At 69.2% G+C, this 24,273-nt stretch carries 20 protein-coding genes; 9 read left to right on the top strand and 11 right to left on the bottom strand.

The annotated features are described in order from the left end of the window. The 4 genes from ACOYR3_RS14790 to ACOYR3_RS14775 all read right to left on the bottom strand — a co-directional run bounded on the left by ACOYR3_RS14790 (window position 1) and on the right by ACOYR3_RS14775 (window position 3,872). Entirely contained in the window at window positions 1-1,194 is a 1,194-nt protein-coding gene (locus ACOYR3_RS14790; protein WP_422843118.1) for a cytochrome D1 domain-containing protein, read from the bottom strand. Continuing rightward, the gene (locus ACOYR3_RS14785; protein WP_422843117.1) at window positions 1,191-1,544 is read right to left on the bottom strand and encodes a c-type cytochrome; all 354 of its coding nucleotides are present in this window, start codon (window positions 1,542-1,544) and stop codon (window positions 1,191-1,193) included. Before ACOYR3_RS14785 ends, ACOYR3_RS14790 begins: the two co-directional genes overlap by 4 nt. Before the next feature lie 9 nt (window positions 1,545-1,553). Continuing rightward, window positions 1,554-1,877, bottom strand: a complete 324-nt coding sequence (locus ACOYR3_RS14780; RefSeq protein ID WP_422843116.1) for a c-type cytochrome — start codon at window positions 1,875-1,877, stop codon at window positions 1,554-1,556. A gap of 270 nt (window positions 1,878-2,147) precedes the next feature. Continuing rightward, entirely contained in the window at window positions 2,148-3,872 is a 1,725-nt protein-coding gene (locus tag ACOYR3_RS14775) for a cytochrome D1 domain-containing protein (RefSeq protein ID WP_422843115.1), read from the bottom strand. Window positions 3,873-4,073: 201 nt separating this feature from the next. On the opposite strand from ACOYR3_RS14775, the gene cobA reads away from it, so the two are divergent. After that, complete coding sequence (gene cobA / locus ACOYR3_RS14770; protein ID WP_422843114.1) at window positions 4,074-4,904, top strand: uroporphyrinogen-III C-methyltransferase; 831 nt, start codon at window positions 4,074-4,076, stop codon at window positions 4,902-4,904. Between the two features lie 21 nt (window positions 4,905-4,925). On the opposite strand, the gene ACOYR3_RS14765 is transcribed toward cobA, so the two are convergent. Next, window positions 4,926-7,598, bottom strand: coding sequence for a cation-translocating P-type ATPase (locus ACOYR3_RS14765; protein WP_422843113.1), 2,673 nt, complete (start codon window positions 7,596-7,598; stop codon window positions 4,926-4,928). Window positions 7,599-7,640: 42 nt separating this feature from the next. Beyond that, window positions 7,641-9,644, bottom strand: a complete 2,004-nt coding sequence (locus ACOYR3_RS14760) for a peptidase U32 family protein (RefSeq protein WP_422843112.1) — start codon at window positions 9,642-9,644, stop codon at window positions 7,641-7,643. A 139-nt stretch (window positions 9,645-9,783) separates the two neighbouring features. Here ACOYR3_RS14760 and ACOYR3_RS14755 point away from each other — a divergent pair, with 139 nt between their 5' ends. From ACOYR3_RS14755 to ACOYR3_RS14735, 5 genes are all read left to right on the top strand, one after another. Next, on the top strand, window positions 9,784-10,458 hold the full coding sequence (locus tag ACOYR3_RS14755; protein ID WP_422843111.1) for a hypothetical protein: 675 nt from the start codon (window positions 9,784-9,786) through the stop codon (window positions 10,456-10,458). 267 nt (window positions 10,459-10,725) lie between these two features. After that, the gene (locus ACOYR3_RS14750; RefSeq protein WP_422846597.1) at window positions 10,726-11,856 is read left to right on the top strand and encodes a branched-chain amino acid ABC transporter substrate-binding protein; all 1,131 of its coding nucleotides are present in this window, start codon (window positions 10,726-10,728) and stop codon (window positions 11,854-11,856) included. Window positions 11,857-11,987: 131 nt separating this feature from the next. After that, a complete protein-coding gene (locus ACOYR3_RS14745) occupies window positions 11,988-12,254 on the top strand; it encodes a hypothetical protein (protein WP_422843110.1) in 267 nt (88 codons plus the stop codon). Between the two features lie 88 nt (window positions 12,255-12,342). Further along, complete coding sequence (tadA, locus tag ACOYR3_RS14740; protein ID WP_422843109.1) at window positions 12,343-13,746, top strand: tRNA adenosine(34) deaminase TadA; 1,404 nt, start codon at window positions 12,343-12,345, stop codon at window positions 13,744-13,746. A 94-nt stretch (window positions 13,747-13,840) separates the two neighbouring features. After that, a complete protein-coding gene (locus ACOYR3_RS14735) occupies window positions 13,841-14,830 on the top strand; it encodes an LD-carboxypeptidase (protein WP_422843108.1) in 990 nt (329 codons plus the stop codon). Window positions 14,831-14,875: 45 nt separating this feature from the next. Here the strand turns inward: ACOYR3_RS14735 and ACOYR3_RS14730 are convergent, their stop codons facing one another. Further along, the gene (locus ACOYR3_RS14730; RefSeq protein ID WP_422843107.1) at window positions 14,876-15,226 is read right to left on the bottom strand and encodes a hypothetical protein; all 351 of its coding nucleotides are present in this window, start codon (window positions 15,224-15,226) and stop codon (window positions 14,876-14,878) included. Window positions 15,227-15,492: 266 nt separating this feature from the next. Here ACOYR3_RS14730 and ACOYR3_RS14725 point away from each other — a divergent pair, with 266 nt between their 5' ends. The 3 genes from ACOYR3_RS14725 (at window position 15,493) to ACOYR3_RS14715 (ending at window position 20,028) form a co-directional block, all read left to right on the top strand. Continuing rightward, window positions 15,493-16,422 carry an adenylate/guanylate cyclase domain-containing protein gene (locus tag ACOYR3_RS14725; RefSeq protein ID WP_422843106.1) on the top strand — a complete coding sequence of 310 codons (930 nt, stop codon included), beginning with the start codon at window positions 15,493-15,495 and terminating at the stop codon, window positions 16,420-16,422. A 100-nt stretch (window positions 16,423-16,522) separates the two neighbouring features. Beyond that, complete coding sequence (locus tag ACOYR3_RS14720; protein WP_422843105.1) at window positions 16,523-19,051, top strand: penicillin acylase family protein; 2,529 nt, start codon at window positions 16,523-16,525, stop codon at window positions 19,049-19,051. 260 nt (window positions 19,052-19,311) lie between these two features. Next, window positions 19,312-20,028, top strand: coding sequence for a hypothetical protein (locus ACOYR3_RS14715; RefSeq protein ID WP_422843104.1), 717 nt, complete (start codon window positions 19,312-19,314; stop codon window positions 20,026-20,028). Between the two features lie 171 nt (window positions 20,029-20,199). On the opposite strand, the gene ACOYR3_RS14710 is transcribed toward ACOYR3_RS14715, so the two are convergent. From ACOYR3_RS14710 to ACOYR3_RS14695, 4 genes are all read right to left on the bottom strand, one after another. Further along, window positions 20,200-21,474 carry an acyl-CoA dehydrogenase family protein gene (locus ACOYR3_RS14710; RefSeq protein ID WP_422843103.1) on the bottom strand — a complete coding sequence of 425 codons (1,275 nt, stop codon included), beginning with the start codon at window positions 21,472-21,474 and terminating at the stop codon, window positions 20,200-20,202. A gap of 27 nt (window positions 21,475-21,501) precedes the next feature. Further along, window positions 21,502-22,587, bottom strand: coding sequence for a phosphotransferase (locus tag ACOYR3_RS14705; RefSeq protein WP_422843102.1), 1,086 nt, complete (start codon window positions 22,585-22,587; stop codon window positions 21,502-21,504). 25 nt (window positions 22,588-22,612) lie between these two features. Beyond that, the gene (locus ACOYR3_RS14700; protein ID WP_291483914.1) at window positions 22,613-23,332 is read right to left on the bottom strand and encodes a Crp/Fnr family transcriptional regulator; all 720 of its coding nucleotides are present in this window, start codon (window positions 23,330-23,332) and stop codon (window positions 22,613-22,615) included. A 160-nt stretch (window positions 23,333-23,492) separates the two neighbouring features. After that, window positions 23,493-24,272, bottom strand: a complete 780-nt coding sequence (locus ACOYR3_RS14695) for an oxepin-CoA hydrolase, alternative type (protein WP_422843101.1) — start codon at window positions 24,270-24,272, stop codon at window positions 23,493-23,495. Window position 24,273: the final 1 nt, after the last annotated feature.

Here is a 24,273-nt window from a genome sequence, read left to right as displayed (position 1 = left end):
CTAGAACCCCATGCGCTGCGCGCGCGCCGTCAGGAAGATGCCGCTGGGGGCCTGGGCCGGCAGCGTGGCCTGGGTGGCCAGGGTGGCGGTGTCCAGCACCACCACCTTGTCGTCGTCGCGGCAGCTGATCCACACCGACTCGCCACGCGGGGTGAACTCCATGTGCATCACCGCCTTGCCGGGCTGCAGCGTGGCTGCCACGCGCTGGGCCACGGTGTCGATGACCTGCACGCGGTGGTAGTCGGGCACGGCAAAGTTCACCCACACCTGGCGGCCATCGGGCCGCGCCATCACGAACACGGGCTGGCCGGCCACGGGGATGCGGCCGACTTCCTCCCACGTGGCGGTGTCCACCACCAGCACCTCATGGCGGCCGATGGCGGGCAGGTAGGCGTGGCGGCCGGCCACGGCCCAGCCGCGCAGGTGCGGCATCTTGAAGACGGGCAGGGGCTGCTGGCCGCGGCCATAGCCTGCCAGGATGCGGCGCGCCACCGGCTGCTGGGCCCAGGTGTCCACCAGCGCCAGGCCGTCTTCTCCGAACAGGCCGGCGATGTAGTGGCGCCCGTCGGGGGTGACCAGCGCGTCATAGGGCTGGCGGCCGATGCCGTCGATGCGGGTCACGCGCGGCCGGTCGGGGTCGGTGCAGTCGGCAATGCAGATCGCGTCGGCATCGAACAGGCTGTAGATGAAGCGCCGCCCTGGCAGGTCGGCCAGGCCCACCACGCGCGAGCGCTGGCCGTCGGCCGTCAACGCAGGGATGTCTGCCCGCAACGCGAGGGTGGCGGCGTCAAACACCTTCACGCCGCCGGGCGTGTAGTTCTGCGCGGCCACCAGCGTGCCGTCGGCGCTGATGGCGCCGCCAATGGAGTTGCCCGCCTGCTGCTCCCGCGCGGTGATGCGCCGGGTCAGCAGGTCGATGCGCGTGAGCGCGCCGTCGCGGCCAAACACGTAGGCGTGGCGGCCATCGCGCGAGAACACCAGCGAGGCATGCGACAGATCGCCCAGCCCGCCGATGCGGGCCAGGACGGAGCGGTGCGTGGTGTTGACCAGCAGCACCGCGCCGGTGGCCCGTTCCACGACCAGGCCCAGGTCGCCCGTGCCCATGGGGGGGGATTCGGGCGGCTGCAACGTGGCGCAGCCGCTGGCCAGCAGCGGAAGTGCCGCCAGGCCGAGGAGAAGGGGACGTCGTTTCATGGCGAGGTGCGTGGAGGCCACGGAGGGAAGCCGGCGGCCAGCTGCTCGGCAATCCACAGCGCCTCGGCTTCGGTGACAAACGAGCGCCAGGGCGGCATGGGCGTGCCTGGGCGGCCGTGAAAAATGGTGGCGGCCATGGATGGGACGGGTTTGTCCGCCAGGGCCGCAGGCGTGAGGGGCGGGCCCAGCCCGCCGGTGAGGTGCATGCCGTGGCACGAGCCGCAGTCCTGCCGCACCATGCGCACCAGCTCGCGCTGGCGCTCGGGCGGCGCAGCCGGAGCCTGGGCCTGCGCCAGGGTCCCGGCACAGGCCAGGGCGCCCAGCAGGCCGGTCAGTGCGGCGGTGTGCACGGCACGCCTCTAAGACTTCAGGATGAACTCGACCGCGGCTTTGAGGTCGGCGTCGTCGATCTTGTCCGGCCCGTTGGGCGACATCGGTATCGGCCCGAACGCGCCGGAGCCGCCCTTGCGCACCTTGTCGACCAGCTGCGCCGTCACGTCCTTGCCCTTGTACTTGGCCGCGATGTCCTTGAACGCAGGCCCGACCAGCTTCTTGTCCTTGGAATGGCAGGCCATGCAGCCCGCCTTGTTCATGGCTTCTTCGGGAGAGGCCGCGTTGGCAGCACCGGCGCAAAGCGCCAGGGCTGCAGCAAGGGCCAGAGGCCCTGTCAGATGGTGTCTCATCGTTTTCTCCTGTTCCTGTAATGGGAGGTTTTGCCTTCGCGCTGTTGGTGCGGCGTTTACATCCCGTTCACGCTGAGCCTGTCGAAGCGCGGCGCAGGGCTTCGGCAAGCTCAGCCCGAACGGTTCGTTTGGTTCAAAGACGCTGATTCCATGGCCTCCGGCCTAAGCGCCCGCGCTGCCTGAGACCAGCAGCCGCCGGGGAACTGGCTCTGCCAGGCCCCTGGCGGCGTCCCCCTGGGGGGAAGGCGCCGCAGGCGACTCAGGGGGGCATCAATAGATGTCATGCTGGGTGTTGTAGACGTTGAAGTGCCCCGTGGGTGTGATCAGGCGCGGGTCCTTGATCACGGCCTTGAGCTTCAGCGTCTTGTCGTCCACGATCACGAGCGCGCTCTCCTTGTTCTTGGCGCTCCACACCGAGAACCAGACCTCATCGCCAGCCTTGTTGAACTCCGGCTGCACCACGCGCTTGGCGCCGTCGTCCTTCAGGCCCGCCCACTCCGCCACGGGCAAGGTCACGAAGCCCTTGTCCAGGTTCTTGATGTCGTAGACCACGATGGACTGCGAGATCTTCGGATCCGGATTGAGCGGCGCGTCCGAGTACAGGTGCGTGCTCTTGGGGTGGCTCTTGATGAAGAGCGCGCCCCCGCCGGGGCCGGCGAGCTTGGCGACTTCCTTGAAGGCGTACTGCTTGTGCTTCTTGGGGTCGGTGCCGATGAGCGAGATGGTCTCGTCGCCCAGGTGGCCGGTGGCCCACACGGGACCGTATTTGGGGTGCAGGAAGTTGGCGCCGCGGCCGGGGTGGGGGATCTTGCCCACTTCGGTGATGGCCGCGAGCTTGCCCTCCTTGGCGTCGATGGCGGCGATCTTGTTGCTGTTGTTGGCGGCCACCATGAAGTAGCGCTTGCTCGAATCCCAGCCGCCGTCATGCAGGAAGGGCGCGGAGCCGATCTCGGTGACCTTGAGCGCGTCGATGTTGGAGTAGTCCACCATCAGCGTCTTGCCGGTCTCCTTCACGTTCACCACGAACTCGGGCTTGAAGTGCGAGGCCACGATGGAGGCCACGCGCGGCTCGGGGTGGTATTCCTGCGTGCCCACCACCATGCCGCGGGTGCTCACGATCTTCCTGGGCTCCAGCGTGTCGCCGTCCATGATGGTGTACTGGGGCGGCCAGTAGCTGCCCGCGATGGCCAGCTTGTCCTCATAGCCCTTGAACTTGGAGGTGTCCACCGAACGGGCTTCCAGGCCCACGCGGATCTCGGCCACGTTGTCGGGCTTTTCCATCCACAGGTCGATCATGTTGATCTTGGCGTCGCGGCCGATCACGAACAGGTAGCGGCCCGAGGCCGACAGCCGCGAGATGTGCACCGCGTAGCCGGTCTTGACGATGTTGATGATCTGCTTGGTGTCGCCGTCGATCAGCGCCACCTCGCCGGTGTCGCGCAGCGTGGTCGAGAAGATGTTCTCGATGTTGTAGTTGTTGAGCTTCTTCTTGGGGCGGTCCTTGGGCTCGACGATGACCTTCCAGGTCTTCTTCATGTCGGCCATTCCGAATTCGGGCGGCGTTGGCGGCTCGTGCTGGATGTAGCGGGCCATCAGGTCCACTTCCTGCTCGTTCATCTCGCCGGAAGTGAGCCAGTTGGGCATGCCCGCGGGCGAGCCGTAGGAGATGAACACCTTCAGGTAGTCCGTGCCCTTGGCGGTGGTGATGTCCGGCGTGAGCGGCTTGCCCGTAGCGCCCTTGCGCAGCACGCCGTGGCAGCCCGCGCAGCGCTCGAAGTAGGTCTGGCGCGCCTTCTCGAACTCGGCCGCCGTCATCGGCGGGGCCTTGGGGTTGTTGCTCTGGTGCATGGGCTCGTTCACCAGAGGGGAGCCGCCGGCCTGGTAGTTCATTTCGGGTTGCGAGACTCCCTTGCCTGCCTGTGCCATCGCCGTGGCCGCAGCCATTGCGAGGGCTGCCAGGGCCAGGTGCTGGACGGTCTTGATTGCTTTCATCATCGGTCCTCTGCGTCATGGGCAGCGAATGGTTGGCGGTGGATGCGGCTGCGCCCTCCGACCCGCGCCACGGCTGTCCTTCGTGACTGCGGGTGCGGCAATGGTCCTGCGGGCGGTGCGGGCTGTCCTTGAACTGGTTCAAGGACGCGCCGCCCGGCCTGTTCCACCATGGGCCTACCCCACAACCACCCGCGAGCCCCCTGCATGAGCTTCATGGACGACCCCCAATGGCTGAAGACGCCCGCGCCCGGCGGGACCGGGAACCCGGCGGTGCCGCCGGGCCGCGTGACGCTGGTCGGCGCCGGCCCAGGCGATCCCGACTTGCTGACGGTGAAGGCCGCGCGCGCGTTGCGCGAGGCCAGCCTGGTGCTGTACGACCACCTGGTGGGCGAAGCGGTGCTGGCCCTGGTGCCGGACAGCGCGGAGCGCATCTATGTGGGCAAGGAATCCTCGCGCCACACGCTGCCGCAGGAGGACATCATTGCGCTGATGTGCCGGCTGGCGGGCAGCGGGCGGCCGCTGGTGCGCCTGAAGGGCGGCGACTGCTACATCTTCGGGCGCGGCGGGGAAGAGGTGCAGGCGCTGGCCCGTGCGGGCATTCCCTTCGACGTGGTGCCGGGCATCACCGCCGCCCAGGCGGCGGGCGCGTGTGCGGGCATTCCCCTCACGCACCGGGACCACGCCGGCACCCTGGTGCTGGCCACGGGCCACCTGCGCGGGGACGACGACACGGCGCTGGACTGGCCGCTGCTTGCGCGCACCCGCCAGACGGTGGTCTTCTACATGGGCGTGGCCACGCTACCCACCATCTGCGCGCAACTGGCCGCGCACGGCCTGCCGCCGGAAACGCCGGCGGCCATCGTCGAACGCGCCTCGCTGCCCGGCCAGCGCACCCTCACCGGCACGGTCGCGTCGCTGCCGGGGCTGGCCGTCCGCCATGGCGTGAAGGCGCCAGCCCTGATCATTGTGGGCGGGGTGGTGGCCTTGCAGCCGGAACTTGCCCAGGGCGGGGTGCTCGGCGCCCGCCATCGCTGAGATGGCCGGGCGCTGCCCCGCTCAGGCGTCCAGCGCCGGGTCGGCCGACGTCTGCCCGCTGCGCCCGCGCCGCCAGGCCTTTTCAATCTCCACGACCACCAGCACCACCAGGGCCGCGCCGATGCACAGCGCCAGTTCGCCCAGGCTCAGCGGTTCGGTGCGGAAGATGGGGTTGAGCCAGGGCACGTAGATGGTCGCCATCTGCAGGGTAAAGGTGAGCAGCACCGCGCCCAGCAGCGGGCGGTTGCTCAGCAGCCCGAGCCGCCAGATGGGTTCGGATTCGGACCGGATGGCGATCACATGCGCCATCTGCGCCAGCGTGAGCACGGTGAACACCATGGTCTGCCAGTGCGCGTGCCCGGTGTGCAGCGCCCAGGCCTGCACGGCCAGGCACAGCCCGCCGATCAGCAGGCCCACACCCAGGATGTGCTGCCACATGCCGTGGGCAAACAGGCTCTCGCGCGGCGCCCGGGGCGGGCGCCGCATGATGCCGCGCTCGGCCGGCTCGGCCGCCAGCGCCAGGCCCGGAAGCCCGTCGGTGACGAGGTTGACCCACAGGATGTGGATGGGCAGCAGGGGAATCGGCAGCATCAGCAGCGGCGCGAGGAAGATGGTCCAGATCTCGCCCGAGTTGCCGGTCATGGCGTAGCGCACGAACTTGCGGATGTTGTCGTAGATCCGGCGGCCCTCGCGCACCGCCGCGACGATGGTGGCGAAATTGTCGTCCAGCAGCACCAGGCTCGATGCTTCGCGCGCCACGTCGGTGCCGCCCTGGCCCATGGCCACGCCGATGTCGGCGCGTTTGAGGGCCGGGGCATCGTTCACGCCGTCGCCCGTCATCGCCACGAAGTGGCCCCGGGCCTGCAGCGCCTCGACAATGCGGATCTTCTGCGCCGGGTCCACGCGGGCGTAGACCCGCACCTGCTCCACCTTGGCCTGCAGCGCGGCGTCGTCCAGCGTGGCCAGTTCGGCGCCGGTGAGCACGGGCGCGTCGCTCGTGCCAACAATGCCCAGGCGGTGCGCAATGGCGCGGGCCGTGGCCGGGTGGTCGCCGGTGATCATCACGGGGGTGATGCCGGCGCTCAGGCAGTCGCGCACTGCCACCTGCGCCTCGGCACGCGGCGGGTCGATGAGGGCGATGAGGCCCAGCAGCTCCAGCTGGTTTTCCACCGCGTCGATGTCGTTGGTGTCCGGCAGCCGGTCGTGGCTGCGGCGGGCCAGCGCCAGCACCCGCAAGCCCTGGGCTGCGAGCTGCTGGGCCACGGCCAGGACCTTGCCCGCATCCAGTGCCGCGGTGCCCTCGGGCGTCCAGTGCGCGGTACAGCGGGGAAGCACGGACTCGGGCGCGCCCTTGGTGTAGGCCACAAAGCCGGGCGCGCTGCGGTGGAACGTGGTCATGCGCTTGCGGTCGGAGTCAAACGGCTGCTCCTGCACGCGGGGGCAAAGCGCGTCCAGCTCTGCCTTGTCCAGGCCGCCCGCGTGCGCGGCCAGCGCCAGCGCGGTTTCGGTGGGGTCGCCCAGCCAGTGGGCGCCGGGTGCGCCGCCATCGTCCTGCGGCTGCAGCGTGGCGTCGTTGCACAGCGCAGCGGCGCGCAGGGCCTCGGCATGGGCCGGCCCGGGCAGGGAATCGCCGGGCACCCAGCGCACGCCGTGGGCCACCAGCAGTTCGGCGTGCATGCGGTTCTGCGTGAGGGTGCCGGTCTTGTCCGAGCAGATGGTCGTGACGGAGCCCAGCGTCTCCACCGACGGCAGGCGCCGCACCAGCGCTTGCACGGCCACCATGCGGCGCGCGCCCAGCGCCAGCAGCACCGTGACCACGGCGGGCAGGGCCTCGGGGATTGCCGCCACGGCCAGGCTGATGGCCGTTAGGGCCATCAGCAGCGGCGCCTCCCCGCGCAACACGCCCACCACGAAGATCACGGCGCAAATGCCCAGCACCGCCAGCGCCAGCCGCTTGCCGAAGGCAGCCAGGCGCCGCTGCAGCGGCGTACTGCGGTCGGCCGTGTCCAGCAGGGTGGCGACCTTGCCCAGTTCGGTGCGCATGCCGGTGGCCACCACCACGCCCCGGCCGCGGCCATGGGTGGCCGTGGTGCCCTTGAAGGCCATGTTGGTGCGGTCGCCCAGCGCGCCCACCTCCTCGGTCGTCAGGGCCTCGGTCTGCTTGGCCACGGTGACGGATTCGCCCGTGAGGGCCGACTCATCCACCTGCAGCTGCGCGATGTCCACCAGCCGCAGGTCGGCCGGCACCTGATTGCCGGCCTCCAGCAGCACGATGTCGCCGGGCACCAGCACGCTGGCCGGCACCACCTGCAGGGCGCCGTTGCGCAGCACGGTGGCGTGGGCGGAGGCCAGCTGGCGCAGCGCTGCCATGGCCTGGTCGGCGCGCCAGGCCTGCGCAAAGCCGATGGCGGCATTGAGCACCACGATGACCAGGATGACCAGCGTGTCGGTCCACTCGCCCACCAGTCCGGAAATGGCGGCGGCGCCCAGCAGCACGAGCACCATGAAGTCCTTGAACTGGTCGGCCAGCAGGTGCGGCCAGGTGCGCTGCTGCGCGGCAGCCAACTCGTTGGCGCCGTGGGTGGCACTGCGGCGCAAGGCTTCGTCAGGGTGCAGGCCGGCAGACGGGTCGACGCCGAAGGCCTGGGTGACGTCGTCGGCGTGGTGGAGGTGGGGTGCCTTGGCTGGTGTCATCGGGGTGCGGAGGGTCGGCAACCCGCGCCGCAGACGCGCCGGTCAGGCCGTGCGCTGCGGACGGGCTTTGTAGAAGGTGAGGGGGGCTTCGCGGGCCTGGTTGAGCACCTGGCGCTTGATCTTGCCCACCACGTGCATTTCACAGGGCTTGCAGTCAAAGCGCAAGGTCAGCTTTTCCTTGCCGTTGATCAACATCAAGGGCTCAGCCTTGATGGTGCCCTGCACGCCCGTCACGCCCTTGGCCTGCTTGGGGCACAGGCTCATGGAAAAGCGCACGCAGTGCTTGGTGATCATGAGGCTGACTTCGCCTTCTTCCTCGTGCGCCTCGTAGGCGGCGTCGATCACCTTCACGCCGTGGCGCACATAGAAGTCGTGCGCCTTGTGGTTGAACACGTTCCCCAGGAAGGAGAGCGTGTCGTCAGGGTAGGGCGCCGGCGGCTGCACCGGCGTGGCACGCGGCAGGCGGGCAAAGTTGCGGGCGCGCTCGGCCTCCAGCGCGGCCACGGCGTCGCGGCGCAGCGCGTTGAGCACCGAGGCCGGCACGAACCACGGCTGCGAGAGTTGCAAAGCAATGTCATGCACCGCGAACACCGTGGCGCCAAATCGGCCCAGTTGCTCGCGCAGGCTGGCCTCGGCCTTGGTGGCATCGGTGGCGTGCTGGTGGGGCTGCTGCACGGAGGCGGTGCCCACGTTGCCGTCCTCGTCGGTCAGCGTCAGGCTGAAACCATTGGGCGTCTCGTTCAGGTGCGCCCACAGGCCGATGCGCCGGTCGCTGGATTTTTTCTCCAGCGTGCGCACCCAGTCCATGTCGCGGTTGCGGTTGATCTCGGTGCCCTTGCGCAGGTCCTTGAAGCTCTCCATCGGGTCCTTGGGGTACACCCTCCACTGGCCGACGCTGCGGGCCGACACGGGCTCGGCCACGTTGATGGCCATCCCCACCAGTTCCTTGTGCAGGTCGTAGTAGCACAGGCCGTCGCCGTTGTGCAGCACGGTGGCAGGGTCGCTCACCTCCAGCTCGACAAAGTCGGGGCCCACCTTGGTGACCCAGCCGATGGCCTGGCCGGGGTTCTTGGGGCTGTCGAAGGCGCCGATGTCCTGCTTGCGGCCGGTGACGAAGTAGTCGGTGAACTCGCGGTTGAAGTTCTGCAGCGGGTCGGGCGTGAAGGTGAAGGTGGTGCGCCCGCTGGACGAGCGGCCGAGGGGCCGGCCCTGGGCCTCGCGCTCTTCAATGATTTCGTCGAGCAGCGTGCGGTAGTGGGCGGTGATGTTCTTCACGTAGCCTATGTCCTTGTAGCGCCCCTCGATCTTGAAGCTGCGAACGCCGGCGTCGATGAGCGCGCGCAGGTTGTCGCTCTGGTTGTTGTCCTTCATGCTCAGCACGTGCTTGTCGTGCGCGATGAAGCGGCCCTGCGCGTCCGTTACCTGGTAGGGCAGGCGGCAGGCCTGGCTGCAGTCGCCCCGGTTGGCGCTGCGGCCGGTCTGTGCGTGGCTGATGTTGCACTGGCCACTGTAGGCCACGCACAGTGCGCCGTGGATGAAGAACTCGATGTTGGCGCGGCCGGGCGCATCGACCGGGCCCAGCGCCTTGTGCACGGCGGCGATCTGCTGCACCGTCAGCTCGCGCGCCAGCACGATCTGCGAAAGGCCCGCGTCCTGCAGAAAGCGCGCCTTCTCGGGCGTGCGGATGTCGGTCTGCGTGCTGGCGTGCAACTGGATGGGCGGCAGGTCGATTTCGAGCAGCCCCATGTCCTGGATGATGAGCGCGTCCGCGCCGGCCTCGTACACCTGCCAGGCCATCTTGCGCGCGGCCTCCAGCTCGTCGTCGCGCAGGATGGTGTTGAGCGTGATGAAGATGCGGCTGTTGAAGCGGTGCGCGTGCTGCACCAGGCGCTCGATGTCCCGGAGGTCGTTGCCCGCGCCGGCCCGCGCGCCAAAGGCCGGGCCGCCGATGTAGACGGCGTCGGCGCCGTGGTTGACGGCTTCGATGCCGATGTCGGCGTCGCGCGCGGGGGAGAGCAGTTCGAGCTGGTGGGGCAGGAGGGACATGGGGCGCGATTATTTCAGTTTCGCCGTTCCGCAGGGCGGTGGCGGGGGTATTGGGGGGCCCTGCTCCCCGTGGGGTCTGGTACAAAGCCGCCAACGAAGCGCGGGCCGCGCCTGGCCGCCGCAGACCGAAAGGAACCCGATGAGCGCTGCGCATTCCCGAAAGCCCGCCCAGCTGAGCCTGGCCATCAACGACCTCGACTTCGTCTACCTGCCCATCCGCACCAGCACCGACGCGGCACGGCACTGCGAGGTGGTCTGCACCGTGGACTGCTCGTGGTTCTACTCCCAGGGCGCCAACCACATGGTCTTTGCGCTGGACTGCACGGGCGGCCAGGGCAGCTACAACCCACACTGCGGGCCGGTGCTGCGCCACAGGCAGAACCTGTGGGCCGAGGCCCGCGGCTTCATCATCTTTGCGGACGGCGCCGTCATGGCCGAGCGCTGGAACGGCACGGCCATGCCGGGCCTGGTGGCGGTGGCCAACACGTCGGGCGCCACGTTGGACCCGGCCCAGACGCCAGTCTTCACCGTCCGCATCCAGGCGGGTTACCGCGCGGGTCCGCTGGCAGACACCTTGCGCATCGCCATCCACCAGGGCATCAGCCTCCAAGGTCCCGTGCTGTTCCAGGGCGAGGTGACCGGCAGCGGGTGGGGATGGGACTGGACGGGCTCGCACCGCGTGGCCCTGGCGGGGATCGGGCCGCATTTCGTCACCCCCAACGACACCGGCTGCGTGGAAGAGCGGGTGCCGCGCGGCGCGCCGGACGCGGTGCTTCCCTTTATCCATTTCAAGCTGCGGATCGCTAAGGGCTGACGGGCGGCCATGGACCGCCCCAAAACCGTGCGGAAACCGTGCCAAAAAAACGAAGGCGCCGAGATTGCCGCGTGCCGTGGCGGCTATTAGCACCGTTAATGGCACGGCAAATTACTAAGCTTACATAGTGATTGCCGCAGGTTGGTGCGCGAGGTGGCTACGATAGGAAGGTTTGCGCCCCAAATCGGTGCGCCTGGGCCTTGTCTTTCATTCTCCGGAGATTTCACCGTGTTTCGTGTTTCCCGCCTGCGTTCCCCCTCGTCGTCCTTGTCCCTGGTGCAGCTGGCTGCCGCTGCGGTGTGCGCGGCTGCGGCCACGGCCGCCGTGGCGCAAGAGGTGCAAACCGTCAAGATCGCCCACGCGGGCCCCGTTTCGGGCGGCATTGCCCACATTGGCAAGGACACCGAAAACGGCGTGCGCATGGCCATTGACGACCTCAATGCCCAGAACCTCGTGATCGGCGGCAAGAAGATCAAGTTCGAGATCGCTGCCGAAGACGATGCCGGCGACCCGCGCCAGGCCACGGCCGTGGCGCAGAAGCTGTGCGACCAGAAGGTGGCGGGCGTGGTCGGGCACCTGCAGTCCGGCACGTCCATCCCGGCATCGGCCATCTACGCCAAGTGCGATCTGCCCCACATCACGGCGTCGGCCTCCAACCCCGATCTGACCAAGCCCGGCCACAAGACCACCTTCCGCCTGATCGCCAATGACAACGCGCTGGGCGCCGCACTGGCGCTGTTCGGCGCGGACCACCTCAAGCTCAAGAGCGTGGCCATCATTGACGACCGCACCGCCTACGGGCAGGGCGTGGCGTCGGTGTTCAAGGCCACCGCGCTGCAAAAGGGCCTGAAGGTGGTGGCCGAGGAGTTCACCAACGACAAGGCCACCGACTTCATGGCCATCCTCACGGCCATCAAGAACAAGAAGCCCGATGCGATCTTCTACGGCGGCCTGGACGCCCAGGCCGGCCCCATGCTGCGCCAGATGGAGCAGCTGGGCCTGGGCAACGCGAAGTTCTTTGGCGGCGATGCGCTGTGCACCGAAAAGCTGCCGGAACTGGCCGGCAAGACGCCCGCCCTCAAGAACGTGACCTGTGCCACCGGCGGTGCGTCGGTGGACAAGATGCAGGGCGGCTCCGACTGGAAGAAGCGCTACGACGCCAAGTTCCCGGGCCAGTTCCAGATCTACAGCCCCTACGCCTATGACGCTGCCATGGTGCTGGCCGATGCCATGAAGCGCGCCAACTCGGTGGATCCCAAGGTGTTCACCCCCTTCCTGGCCAAGACCGAGTACAAGGGTGTGACGGCCAACATCGCCTTCACCCCGCGCGGCGAACTGACCACGCCGGCCGTGACGCTGTACACCTACCAGGACGGCAACCGCGTGGCGCTGAACTGACCACCTCGCCCCACGGCGGCTTCCCACAGAAGCGCCCCCTGACGGCCGCCTTGTGCGGCCGTTTGCCTTTACAGTCGGGCCCTGCGCCGGCCCATGGGGAGCTGGCGGAACGCGGGCAAGGAGGGCTGGAGATGCGTGCAATGCTGGGCTTGGTAGGGCTGGTCGTGGTGCTGGCCATCGTGGGTGTGCTGGCGCGCAAACAGACATCGGTCCTGCGCAGCAGTACCCCCGCGAACATGCCCGCCGCCGCGACCAGCGCGGCCTCGGAACCCCTGGCCGTGCAGCCCGGCGGCAACTTGCAGCAGCAAAGCCAGCAGATCCAGCAGCAGGTGCGCCAGCAGGTGGAAAGCGCCCTGCAGCAGGCCCGCCCCATGCCGGACGAGGAGGGCGCCAAGTAGCCATCGCCAGCGCTCTTCCACCCTTTTTAAGCAAAAAATGGCCTCTGGCGCTTATCTGGCAAGCGCCGGCAGCTACTAAATTGATAGCATGAATTCCCCCCATTCCCCGCTGGACGATGCCCGCTGGATGCGCGAGGCGCTGGCGCAGGCGCAGCAGGCCGGCGCCGCAGGCGAGGTGCCCGTGGGGGCGGTGGTGGTGCAGGGCGGCCGGGTGATCGCCACCGGCCGTAATGCGCCCGTGCAAGGCCACGACCCGACGGCCCACGCCGAAATCGCAGCGCTGCGCGCGGCGGCCCGGCACCTGGGCAACTACCGGCTGGAGGGCTGCACGCTGTACGTGACCCTGGAGCCCTGTGCCATGTGCGCCGGCGCCATGCTGCACGCGCGCGTGGGCCGCGTGGTGTTTGGCGCGCCCGACCCCAAGACGGGCGTGGCCGGCTCGGTGCTGAATCTGTTTGCCGAGCCGCGCCTGAACCACCAGACCGCCGTGGAAGGCGGGGTGCTGGCCGATGAATGCGGCCAGGCCCTGAGCACGTTTTTCCAGCAGCGCCGCCGCGCCCAGCGGCAGCAGGCCCTGGCCGCCCACCCGCTGCGCGACGACGCGTTGCGCACGCCCGAGGCCTGCTTTGCCCCGTTGCCCGGCTACCCCTGGGCGCCGCACTATGTGAGCGACCTGCCCGCCCTGGCGGGCCTGCGCCTGCACTACCTGGACGAAGGCCCGCGCGATGCGCCGCGCACCTGGCTGTGCCTGCATGGCAACCCGGCCTGGAGCTACGTGTACCGCAAGATGCTGCCCGTGTGGCTGGCCGCAGGCGACCGCGTGGTGGCGCCCGACCTGGTGGGCTTTGGCAAAAGCGACAAGCCCAAGAAGGAGGCCTTCCACACATTCGACACGCACCGCCAGGTGCTGCTGGAGCTGGTGGAGCGGCTGGACCTGCAGCGCGTGGTGCTGGTGGTGCAGGACTGGGGCGGCATCCTGGGCCTGACCCTGCCGATGGCCGCTCCGCAGCGCTACCGCGGCCTGCTGGCCATGAACACGCTGCTGGCCACGGGCGAGGCGCCGCTGTCGCCGGGCTTTGTGGACTGGCGCGACATGTGCCGCCGCAAGCCCTTGTATGGCGTGGGCCGCCTGCTGGCGCGCGGCAACCCGCACTTGAGCGCCGCCGAATGCGCGGCATACGACGCACCGTTTCCGGACGCGGGCTACCGCGCCGCGCTGCGCGCCTTTCCCCAGCGGGTGCCCGCGCTGCCCACCGACCCGGGGGCCGCGGTGTCGCGCGCGGCAGCGCAGTTCTGGGCCCACGCCTGGCAGGGCCGCAGCCTGCTGGCCGTGGGCGCGCAGGACCCGGTGCTGGGCCTGCCGGTGATGCAGGCGCTGCGCGCCCAGGTGCGCGGCTGCCCCGAGCCGCTGGTCCTGCCCCAGGCCGGCCACTTCGTGCCGGAGCACGGCGAGGCCCTTGCGCGGCGCGCTGTGGAATACTTCGCCGACTGACGGGTTCATTCCGCAGCGCGGCGTGCGGCACGCCGGCGGACCCTTTCCCTTTTTTCCCCTCATTCCTGGAGCAGGCGCGGCGCGCCTGAACGCTTTGCAGCACGACGACCACCTCGACCATGACCCCGCGCACTGCGCGCACGACCACGGGCCCAAGCACATCTACATCTATTCGCCGGCCAGCGCCATCCGCGACAAGGCCGCCTTCAAGCGCGGCATCGCGCGCCTGAAGGCCCTGGGCCACGAGGTGGAGGTGGACCCCGACGCCCAGGCCGTGCACACGCGCTTTGCGGGCGACGACGCCACGCGCCTGGCGGCCATCCACCGCGCGGCGGCCAGCGGGGCCGACGTGGCGCTGATCACGCGCGGGGCCTACGGGCTCACGCGCATCCTCCCGGGCATCCGCTACAAGGCCGTGGCCAAGGCGATTGCGGGCGGCATGAAGTTCGTGGGCCTGAGCGATTTCACGGCCTTCCAGAACGCGGTGCTGGCCCAGACGGGCGCCACCACCTGGGCCGGGCCCGCGCTGATCAGCGACTTCGGGGTGGAGGGCGAGCCCGACGACATCATGCTGGCCTGCTTTGACGACCTGCTGACCGGCCACGGCGAAGGCACCGGCTGGACGCTGGGCCGCGAAAAGCCCCTGGCCGACGGCCGGCCGACCGTGCCCGAGGTGTACGTGAAGAAGGCGCAGCTGTGGGGCGGCAACCTCGCCGTGCTCACCGGCCTGGTGGGCACGCCGTACTTCCCGCAGGTCAAGGGCGGCATCCTGTTCGTGGAAGACGTGAGCGAGCACCCCTACCGCATCGAGCGCATGCTCACGCAGCTGCTGCACGCGGGCGTGCTGGCGCAGCAAAAGGCCGTGGTGCTGGGGCAGTTCACCGGCTACCGGCTGGCGCCGCACGACAAGGGCTTCAAGCTGCAATCGGTGGTGGACTGGCTGCGCACGCAGATCAAGGCGCCGGTGCTCACCAACCTGCCGTTTGGCCATGTGGACACCAAGGTGCTGCTGCCCGTGGGCGCGCAGGTGTCGCTGTCGGTGGAAGGGCGGGACGCGCTGATCTACTGGGGACACCAGCACTGAGCGTGCCCATGCCCGTGCCCGTGCTCAGAACCGTTGCATGGGTTCTCAAGGATGCGGCGCGTGGCCGTGCGCGGGCCGCGGGGCGGTCGGCAGCTGGCCCTGGAAGAGGTGGGTGATGCGTTCGACCTCGGCCTGCGCGGCCGCCGTGCCGCGCAGCGGCGCCAGAACGCCTTGCAGGTCGCTGCGCAGGTACCACAGGGCCTCGATGTCTGCGGCGTAGCGCAGCCGCATGCTCATGCGCGCGACTTCGCAGCCCGCCAGGCCCGACAGCGTTTGCAGCATGGCCTTGCGCACCACCTCCAGCCCCTGGTGGCGCACCCACCCCGTGGACGACGGCTTGTCACGGCCCAGCAGGTCGTGCAGGCTGTTGCGGAGGTTGGGCTTGATCCAGCGCATCGGGCGGTAGGGTAGGGACGGCCTGCCAAAGTAAGCCCGCGCGAAGCCTGGCGCAAGAGGCATGCTCCTGTTTTTGCATAAAGACAACAAACCCGGGGCGCGGGCTGTGCGGTTTTTCACGCGGGCCGGGCGAGAGCACCCCTGGGAAGAAGGGCGCCGCCGATCGGGCTTTGCGGCCGTTGGTGGGCTGTGGCGAAGCTTTGTGTGCGCCAGCGGAAGGCTTGGTCTAAACTGAATAACATGGTGTTACTTTCAGGCCGTTGCCCATGACCGTGTTATCGACGATGGTCTTTGCAGACATCTCCGGCAGCACCGCCTTGTTTGAAGCGCTGGGCAACGAGCGCGCCACCGAAGCCGTCACGCAGATGACCCGCCGCATCGGCGATGCCCTGCAGGCCTGCGGCGGACGGGTGGTCAAGACCCTGGGGGATGGCGTGCTGGGCATTTTTGGCGATGCCGCCGGTGCCGTGGCGGCCACGGCGACGCTCCTGCGGCAGCAGCAGGCCCGCCAGGGCCGGTGGCCCCAGCCCGTGCGCATGGACCTGCGCGTCGGCGTGGCCAGCGGCGAGGTGGTGGAGGTGGACGGGGATTGCTATGGCGATGCCGTCAACGTGGCCTCGCGCCTGTGCGAGCGGGCCGGGGCGGGCGAGATCTGGGCCACCGAGACCACCGTGCTGCTCGCCGGGGCGGCGCCGGAGGTCTGGTACCGCAAGATGGGCCTGCTGGAGATCCGCGGCAAGTCCGAGCTGCAGATGCTCTACCAGGTCGAGTGGCGCGAGGACGAAGCCCCTGACTCCCTCACCATGCAGGCCACGCTGATGAGCAGCTTTGCGCCCGAGGACTCGGTGCTGGGCCAGATCCAGTTTTCCTGGCACGGCGTGGACCACACGTTTTCCTCGTCCGACGTGCCCGTGCTCCTGGGCCGCGCCACCACCGCGCAGCTGTGCATCAACGACCCGCGCGTGTCGCGCCTGCACGCGCGCATCGACTGGCGCAACGGCGGCTTCGTGCTGACGGACATGAGCAGCTTTGGCACCTGGGTGCGGTTCGAGGGCAGCGATTCGCCCGTGCGGCTGCGCCGCGACGGCTGCCTGCTGCACGGCACCGGCGAGATCGCCCTGGGCGTATCGTTCATGGAATCGAGCGCGCCGGTCATCCGCTTCCACGTGGCGGGCACCAGCGTCCACCTGGTGTGAGCCGCCCGCACCCCCGGTGCGGTGCCGGCGGGCACCGGCCTTTCAACCGCCGCCCCTCCGCGGCTTGCAGAACATCAACCTCACAGGAGACAGACTGAACATGGCATGGATGAAGAAGACGGCCGTTGGCCTGGTGGCCGCGGCCCTGCTGGCCGGCGCCGGCGCGGCGCTGTACGTGCAGCGCAGCTTTGCACGGCTTGATGGCGGGCTGACCGTGGCGGGCCTCGCCCAGTCCGTGCAGGTGTTGCGCGACGGGGCCGACGTGACGCACGTGCGGGCCCGGTCGCCGCAGGATGCCTGGTTTGCCATGGGGTACGTGCATGGGCAGGAGCGGACCTGGCAGCTGGAGTTCAACCGCCGCGTGATGCACGGCCAGCTGTCCGAAGTCTTTGGCCCCGCCACGCTGGAGACCGACAAGCTCATGCGGGGCCTCGACATCATGGGTGCCGCGCGCCGCCAGTACGAAGGCCTGCCACTGTACGCCCAGGAGGCGCTGCAGGCCTACGCCCGCGGCATCCAGGCGTTTCACAAGAACCGCCCGCAGGCGCTGCCGCCCGAGTTCCAGGTGCTGGGCGTGCAGCCCGGGGGCGCCGACGGCGCGGTGTGGACGGCCGAGGACAGCGTGGGATGGGCCTTGATGATGGCGCTGGACCTGGGGGGCAACTGGGGCAACGAGTTTGCGCGGCTGTCGGTGGCGCGCACGCTGGACACGGACCGGCTGTGGCAGCTGATGCCGCCGTACCCGGGCGAGCAGCCCGCGGCCGCGGCCGATCTGGCGCAGCTGTACCGCAGCCTGGGCGTCTACCGCCCCGCGGGGGCCAACGGCCCGGCGGCGGCGTCCGGCGCCCAGGCCGACGTGCAGGCGGCGGGCTTCCTGGACCGGCAGATCGGTGCCGGCATGCTGGCCTGGTCCGATGAACTGGCGCGCAATGCGGGCACCAACGAAGGCAAGGGCAGCAACAACTGGGTGCTGGCCGGTTCGCGCACGGTCAGCGGCAAGCCGCTGTTGGCCAACGACCCGCACCTGGGCCTGTCGGCGCCGGCCATCTGGTACTTTGCGGGCCTGCAAGCGCCCGCGGGCCGTGCTTCGGACGGCACGCCCATTGCAGCGATCGATGCCGTGGGCGCGACCCTGCCGGGCCTGCCCTTTGTGGTGCTCGGCCGCACCGACAAGGTGGCCTGGGGATTCACCAACACCGGCCCCGATGTCCAGGACCTCTACCTGGAGCAGATCAACCCGGCCGACTCCACGCAGTACCGCACGCCGCAGGGCTGGGCACCGTTCACCGTGCGCCAGGAGACGATCCGCGTGAAGGGCCAGGCCGACGTGGTGCTGCAGCTGCGCAGCACCCGCCACGGCCCCGTGCTGAGCGACGTGCAGAAGTCGCATGCGGACGTCCTGGACCTGGGCAAGTACGTGCTGGCCTTGCGCTGGACGGCGCTGGATGCCGACAACCAGACCGTGGTGGCGGGCCTCAAGACCAACCAGTCCAAGACGGTGGACGAGCTGTTCGAGGGCCTGGCGCACTACCACTCGCCCATGCAGAGCGTGGTGGCGGCGGACGACCAGGGCACCATCCGCTTCAAGGCCGCCGGCCGCGTGCCGGTGCGCGACGCTGCCAACGACATCCGCGGCGTGGCGCCGTCCCCCGGCTGGGATGCGCGCTACGACTGGAAGGGCTGGCTGCCCTACGACCAGACGCCCCGGGACGACGGCGCCAAAGGCTGGATCGCCACCGCCAACCAGCGCGTCACGGCGCCCGGCTACCCGCACTACCTGACGCAGGACTGGGCGCTGCCTTACCGCTACGAACGCATCGCGCAGCTCATCGAGGCCACGCCCCGGCATGACGTGGCGAGCATGCAGGCCATTCACCGTGACGCGACGTCGCTGGCTGTTCGGCGCCTGCTGCCGTACCTGCTGCAGGCCCAGCCATCGCATGCGCTGGCGGCAGCCGCGCAACAGCAGCTGCAGGGCTTCGACGGGGTGATGGACGCGCAACGCGCTGCGCCGCTGATCTTTGCGGCCTGGACGGACGAGCTGGCGCGCGGCCTGCTGGTGCCGCGCATCGGCAAGGAGCGGTTCGAGGCCACGTACGGCAAGCGCGACTACCGGGCCGCCCTGGAGGGCATCCTGGAACGCAACGACGCCTGGTGGTGCCAGCCGATGTCCTGCGCCGAACAGTCGTCCGCGGCCCTGGGGCGCGCGCTGGACCGGCTGCAGGCGGCGTATGGCGCGGACCCGGCCCGCTGGCGCTGGGGCGTGGCCCACCCGGCGCTCAGCGCCCACCGGCCCTTCAGCAGCGTTGCGGCGCTGGCGCGCTTCTTCGACGTGAGCGTGCCGTCCCACGGGGATGCCTACACGGTCAACGTGGGCCAGTACAACGCTGGCGAGGCCAAGGGGCCGTTCGTGAACCGGCATGCCCCGTCGCTGCGGGCGGTGTACGACCTGGCCGACCTGGAGCAGTCGCGCTTTATCTACCAGACCGGCCAGAGCGGGCTGGTGTTCTCGCCGCGCTACCGCGACATGAGCGCCACCTGGGCGGAGACCGGTTACCGCGCGCTGCAGCGCCGGCCGGGCCGCTGGGTGCACACGCTGGCGCTGAACCCGGCACCGGCTGCGCCGTAGCCGGCCGGCACGGCAGGCGCACCCGCTGCGTTGCGGGTGTGGTGTAGGCTGCGGAATTTTTGATTGAAATGGTCTCTGGCGCTTTATGGATAAGCGCTAACAGCTATACATTTGATAGCATTATTGAGCCCGGTGCTGGCCTCAGCACGGGCCGCCATCGCTCCCGCGGCGGCAGGCAGCCCCGCGGGTTTGCCGCGTCGGCGGTTGCCCCCAATAATGCGGAATCTCGACCTTCCCGAAGCTCCGTGCTTCCGCCCGCCATGTTTGATCGCCTTCGCAAAGTCTTCAGCGCCCCCGGCGCTCCCGGTGGCGGGCCTGTCACCAACAAGGAGGTGGCCCGCTGGGCGGCAGCGCAGCAGATCGCCATCGTGCCGCACGCCACGGAAGGGCACTTCGACCTGGGGGGCGACGTGGGCGGGCAGGCCTGGCGGCTGGAAAGCGGCGCGCCCACGCGCGAGTATGTGCGCGGGCTGGAGCTGCGGGGCCGCGCCGACGTGGGCGCCGACCCGGATGCGGCGGTCATGGTGCTCAACCGCTGCCTGCTGGAGGCGCTGGAGGGCCGCGCCTACAGCGCGATCACCGACACCCTGCAGACCAGCGTGGATGCCAGCCTGCCCGAAGAGGTGCGCTGGCTGGCAATGTACGAAGAGATGGCCTGGCCGGGGCTGCCGGCCTCGTTTCGCCAGCATTTCGCGGTGGTGGCGGAGCGCATCGAGGTCGCGCAGCGCTGGGTGCATGCGCCCGTGGTGTCGCAGCTGCTCAACTTCCTGGAGGGGGAGCGCAGCGCCGTGCGCGCGCAGACGCCGCTGCTGCTGATGCTGGCGCACGGCCGGGTGTTCCTGCGCATGGAGCGCGCCGAGCGCAGCCTTGACGAGATCGCGCACGCCACGCAGATGCTGCTGATGGCTGCGCAGGCCGCCATGCAGAACCTGCCCCCCATGTCCGTGGCCGGGCCGGATGACTTGCCCCATGCCTAGGGATCCTCTGCGCGAACTATCGCGCCGTGTGCATCTGCAGGCTCGGGCGCAGACTTTCCGCTCGATCCATGCAGAGCATCCATGGCGCGACGATTCGCGCAGACGGCTCGCCAGGAGCCTGCACCAACGACAACGGGGCCGCAGGCCCCGTTGTTCATGGCGCGTCCGGCTTCAGGCGCCGCGCGTGATGGGCACGCTGGCGTCGCGGCCGTAGCTGCCGTACTTGCCCAGTTCCCACTTGGCGATGGCGTTGCGGTGCACCTCGTCCGGGCCGTCGGCAAAGCGCAGCGTGCGCGCATTGGCGTAGGCGTAGGCCAGGGGGAAGTCGTCGCTCATGCCGCCGCCGCCGTGCACTTGCATGGCCCAGTCGATCACCTGGCAGGCCATGCTGGGCGCCACCACCTTGATCATGGCGATCTCGGTCTTGGCCACCTTGTTGCCGGCCACGTCCATCAGCCAGGCGGCCTTGAGCGTGAGCAGGCGGGCCATGTCGATCTTGCAGCGTGCTTCGGCAATGCGCTCCTGCGTCACCGTCTGCTGGGCCACGGTCTTGCCGAAGGCGGTGCGCGAGGACGCGCGCTTGCACATCAGCTCCAGCGCGCGCTCGGCCAGGCCGATGAGGCGCATGCAGTGGTGGATGCGGCCGGGGCCGAGGCGGCCCTGGGCGATCTCGAAACCACGGCCTTCGCCCAGCAGGATGTTGGAGACCGGCACGCGCACGTTCTCGAACGTCATCTCCACGTGGCCGTGCGGGGCGTCGTCGTAGCCCAGCACGTTCAGCGGGCGCACGATGCGGATGCCCGGCGTGTTGGCAGGCACCAGCACCATGCTCTGCTGCGAGTGCTTGGGCGCATCGGGGTCCGTCTTGCCCATGGTGATGAACACGGCGCAGCGCGGGTCGGCCGCGCCGGAGATCCACCACTTGCGGCCGTTGATCACGTACTCGTCGCCCTGGCGCTCGATGCGCGTCTCGATGTTGGTCGCGTCGCTGGACGCCACGGCCGGCTCGGTCATGGCAAAGGCCGAGCGGATCTTGCCCTCGAGCAGCGGCTTGAGCCAGCGGGCCTTGTTTTCCTCGCTGCCGTAGCGGGCGATGGTTTCCATGTTGCCGGTGTCGGGCGCCGAGCAGTTGAACACCTCGCTGGCCCAGGGCACGCGGCCCATGATCTCGGCCAGCGGTGCGTATTCCTGGTTTGTCAGGCCCGCGCCGTCGTAGCCCGACGCGGCCGCGCTGTCCACGGGCAGGAACAGGTTCCACAGGCCCGCGGCCTGGGCCTTGGGCTTGAGGTTCTCGATGGTCTTGAGGGCGCTCCAGCGCTTGCCGGCCGCCGTGTTGGCCTCCAGTTCGGCGGCGTAGGTGCCTTCGTTGGGATAGATGTGATCGTCCATGAACTGGAGCAGCTTGGCCTGCAGTTCCTTGGTTTTGGGCGAGTAGTCAAAGTCCATGGGGTCTCTCCGTTGGTAATCAGGGGCTTATCCGCGCTGGGCGAACGACCAGGCCAGCTCGGCCATGGGCCGCGCCGTGTCTCCCGAAGCCTTGGCCTGCGCGCTGGAGGCCGTGCCGGCCTCCACGCGCTTGGCGATGCCTTGCAGGATGGCCGCTATGCGGAACATGTTGTAGGCCAGGTAGAAGTTCCAGTCCGCTGCCAGCGCCTCGGGCGTGGCGATGCCGGTGCGCTCGCAGTAGCGGCGGATGTACGAGGTCTCGTCCGGGATGCCCAGCGCCGCCAGGTCCTGCCCGGCGATGCCGCGGCCCAGGGCGGCCGGGATGTGCCAGCTCATGCAGTGGTAGCTGAAGTCCGCCAGCGGGTGGCCCAGCGTGGACAGCTCCCAGTCCAGCACCGCGACCACGCGCGGCTCGGCAGGGTGGAACATCAGGTTGTCCAGCCGGTAGTCGCCGTGCACGATGGACACCTGGCTCTCGTCCCGCGCGCTGGCCGGCATGTTTGCCGGCAGCCATTCCATGAGCTTGTCCATCTCGGGGATGGGCTGCGTGATGGAGGCCATGTACTGCTTGCTCCAGCGGCCGATCTGGCGCTCGAAATAGTTGCCGGGCTTGCCATAGTTCGCCAGGCCCCGGTCCGCGAACTTCACCGTGTGCAGCGCGGCGATCACGCGGTTCATCTCGTCGTAGATGGCGCCGCGCTGCGCGGGCGTCATGCCGGCCAGGGACTGGTCCCACAGCACGCGGCCCTGCATGCACTCCATCACGTAGAACGCGCGGCCGATGACGGATTCGTCCTCGCACAGCACATGCATGCGCGGCACCGGGACATCGGTGCCGTACAGGCCGCGCATCACCGCGAACTCGCGCTCGATCGCGTGGGCCGAGGGCAGCAGCTTGGCCACCGGGCCGGGCTTGGCGCGCATCACATAGCTGGCCGTGGGCGTGATGAGCTTGTAGGTGGGGTTGGACTGCCCGCCCTTGAACATCTCGACGGTCAGCGGGCCGGCGAAGCCCTCCATGTGGTGCGTGAGCCAGGCGGTCAGCGCATCGATGTCAAAGGCGTGCTGGTCCGAAACGGGCCGGGTGCCGACGAAATGGTCAAAGTTGCTCATGGAGTGCGGAGAAGGGTTCGGTCAGTCAGTTGTCGGTTTCTGCAATGCGCATCAGGGCTTCGCGGTCACGCACGACGAGGCCGCCCGGCTCGATGCGGATGGCGTCCTCGCGCTCCATCGCCTTGAGCTCCTGGTTCACACGCTGGCGCGACGCGCCCAGCAGCTGCGCCAGCTCTTCCTGCGCCAGCTGCAGGCTGATGCGGATTTCGCTGCCGTCCGACAGGCTGGGCACGCCATAGCTGCGCACCAGGTGCACCAGCTGCTTGGCCAGCCGCGAGCGCAAGGGCAGGGTGTTGAGGTCCTCGACCAGCCCGAACAGCTGCCGGATGCGCCGCGCATGCAGGCGCAGCATGGCCTCGTACAGCTCGGTGTGCACGGCCAGGATCTTCTTGAAATCGGCCTTGGCCACGCACAGGATGGTGGTGTCCCCGTGGGCATAGGCATCGTGCGTGCGGCGGTCTCCGTCGAAGATCGCCACGTCGCCGAACCAGATGCCCGGCTCCACGTAGGTGAGCGTGATCTGCTTGCCCGAGATGGAGGTGGAGCTCACCCGCACCGCACCGCGTGCGCAGGCAATCCACTCCTCGGGCGGATCGCCGCGCGCGGCGATCAGGCCGCCATCCTTGAAGCGTTTGACGTAGGCACATCGGAGAATGTCGTGGCGCAGCGAAGGGGAAAGGGATGAAAACCAGCGACCGGAGTTGATCGCTTCACGTTCTTCGATAGTAAGAATCGGGTCGTCCATGGTCTGTCTTTTGCGTGACTGGAAACGGGGGCATTGTCGCGTGAGGGACCTTCGCTCTGCGTCAGGGTTGTCACCTGCGCGTCTGCGGCCGGGCTCAATGAAAAAGCCCCTGGGCGCCGGGCTGGCGCACAGGGGCTCACAAAGCGGTGGAGAGGGCGTGCTATTCGTAACGCGGAGCGCGCTTTTCCAGGAAGGCGGTGATGCCTTCGCCGCCATTGGCATGGTGCAGGTTCTTCACGAAATGGTCGCGCTCGCGGCCCAGCTGCTGCGTCAGGGTGGCGTGGGGGGCTTCGCTCAGCAGCTCCTTGATGCTGGCCAGCGCGTTGGGGGCCTTGGCGTTGAGTTGCGCGGCCAGCGACAACGCCGCGTCCAGTGCGGAGCCGGGGTCGGCAAGGCGGTTGACCAGGCCCAGCGCATGCAGCCGTTCGGCGCCGATGCGGTCCCCGGTCATCAGGATCTCGGTGGCCATCTGCCGCGACAACGCCTGCGACAGGCTCCAGCTGGCCCCGCCGTCCGGCGAGAGCGCGACATTGCTGTACGCCATGACGAACACCGCATCGCGCGCCGCCACGATGAAGTCGCACGCCAGCGCCAGCGAGAAGCCCGCGCCGGCGGCCGCGCCTTCCACGGCGGCAATGACCGGCTTGGGATAGGTGCGGATGGCTTCGATCCAGTGGTGCAGGCCCTCGATGCTCTGCGCTTGCACGGCAGGGGGCTGCTGCCGGTTGGCCAGCAGGCGCTGCAGGTTGCCGCCGGAGCAGAACATGCCGTCGGCGCCGGTGATCACCACACTGCGGATGTCCGGGCTGCTCTCGGCAACGCTCAGGGCCTCGATGCCGGCGGCAACCATCGCCGGGTCGATGGCGTTGCGCCGCTCGGGGTTGCGCAGGGTCAGTACCAGGGTCTGGCCCTGGCTGGTGCTTTGGAGTTCGGCGGGCATG

Origin of the sequence: Acidovorax sp. M2(2025), assembly GCF_049330835.1 — a bacterium.
Lineage (GTDB): Bacteria > Pseudomonadota > Gammaproteobacteria > Burkholderiales > Burkholderiaceae_C > Acidovorax.
This window is presented reverse-complemented; position numbering and strand designations above follow the sequence as displayed.

What these genes read in the sequence shown, in the direction of transcription:
- ACOYR3_RS14720 (WP_422843105.1), top strand. Translation starts at nt 16,523, where the DNA reads ATGGCATGGATGAAGAAGACGGCCGTTGGCCTGGTGGCCGCGGCCCTG.
- ACOYR3_RS14715 (WP_422843104.1), top strand. Translation starts at nt 19,312, where the DNA reads ATGTTTGATCGCCTTCGCAAAGTCTTCAGCGCCCCCGGCGCTCCCGGT.
- cobA (WP_422843114.1), top strand. Translation starts at nt 4,074, where the DNA reads ATGAGCTTCATGGACGACCCCCAATGGCTGAAGACGCCCGCGCCCGGC.
- ACOYR3_RS14730 (WP_422843107.1), bottom strand. Translation starts at nt 15,226, where the DNA reads ATGCGCTGGATCAAGCCCAACCTCCGCAACAGCCTGCACGACCTGCTG.
- ACOYR3_RS14760 (WP_422843112.1), bottom strand. Translation starts at nt 9,644, where the DNA reads ATGTCCCTCCTGCCCCACCAGCTCGAACTGCTCTCCCCCGCGCGCGAC.
- ACOYR3_RS14725 (WP_422843106.1), top strand. Translation starts at nt 15,493, where the DNA reads ATGACCGTGTTATCGACGATGGTCTTTGCAGACATCTCCGGCAGCACC.
- ACOYR3_RS14755 (WP_422843111.1), top strand. Translation starts at nt 9,784, where the DNA reads ATGAGCGCTGCGCATTCCCGAAAGCCCGCCCAGCTGAGCCTGGCCATC.
- ACOYR3_RS14765 (WP_422843113.1), bottom strand. Translation starts at nt 7,598, where the DNA reads ATGACACCAGCCAAGGCACCCCACCTCCACCACGCCGACGACGTCACC.
- ACOYR3_RS14710 (WP_422843103.1), bottom strand. Translation starts at nt 21,474, where the DNA reads ATGGACTTTGACTACTCGCCCAAAACCAAGGAACTGCAGGCCAAGCTG.
- ACOYR3_RS14705 (WP_422843102.1), bottom strand. Translation starts at nt 22,587, where the DNA reads ATGAGCAACTTTGACCATTTCGTCGGCACCCGGCCCGTTTCGGACCAG.
- ACOYR3_RS14790 (WP_422843118.1), bottom strand. Translation starts at nt 1,194, where the DNA reads ATGAAACGACGTCCCCTTCTCCTCGGCCTGGCGGCACTTCCGCTGCTG.
- ACOYR3_RS14745 (WP_422843110.1), top strand. Translation starts at nt 11,988, where the DNA reads ATGCGTGCAATGCTGGGCTTGGTAGGGCTGGTCGTGGTGCTGGCCATC.
- ACOYR3_RS14780 (WP_422843116.1), bottom strand. Translation starts at nt 1,877, where the DNA reads ATGAGACACCATCTGACAGGGCCTCTGGCCCTTGCTGCAGCCCTGGCG.
- ACOYR3_RS14700 (WP_291483914.1), bottom strand. Translation starts at nt 23,332, where the DNA reads ATGGACGACCCGATTCTTACTATCGAAGAACGTGAAGCGATCAACTCC.
- tadA (WP_422843109.1), top strand. Translation starts at nt 12,343, where the DNA reads ATGAATTCCCCCCATTCCCCGCTGGACGATGCCCGCTGGATGCGCGAG.
- ACOYR3_RS14775 (WP_422843115.1), bottom strand. Translation starts at nt 3,872, where the DNA reads ATGATGAAAGCAATCAAGACCGTCCAGCACCTGGCCCTGGCAGCCCTC.
- ACOYR3_RS14695 (WP_422843101.1), bottom strand. Translation starts at nt 24,272, where the DNA reads ATGCCCGCCGAACTCCAAAGCACCAGCCAGGGCCAGACCCTGGTACTG.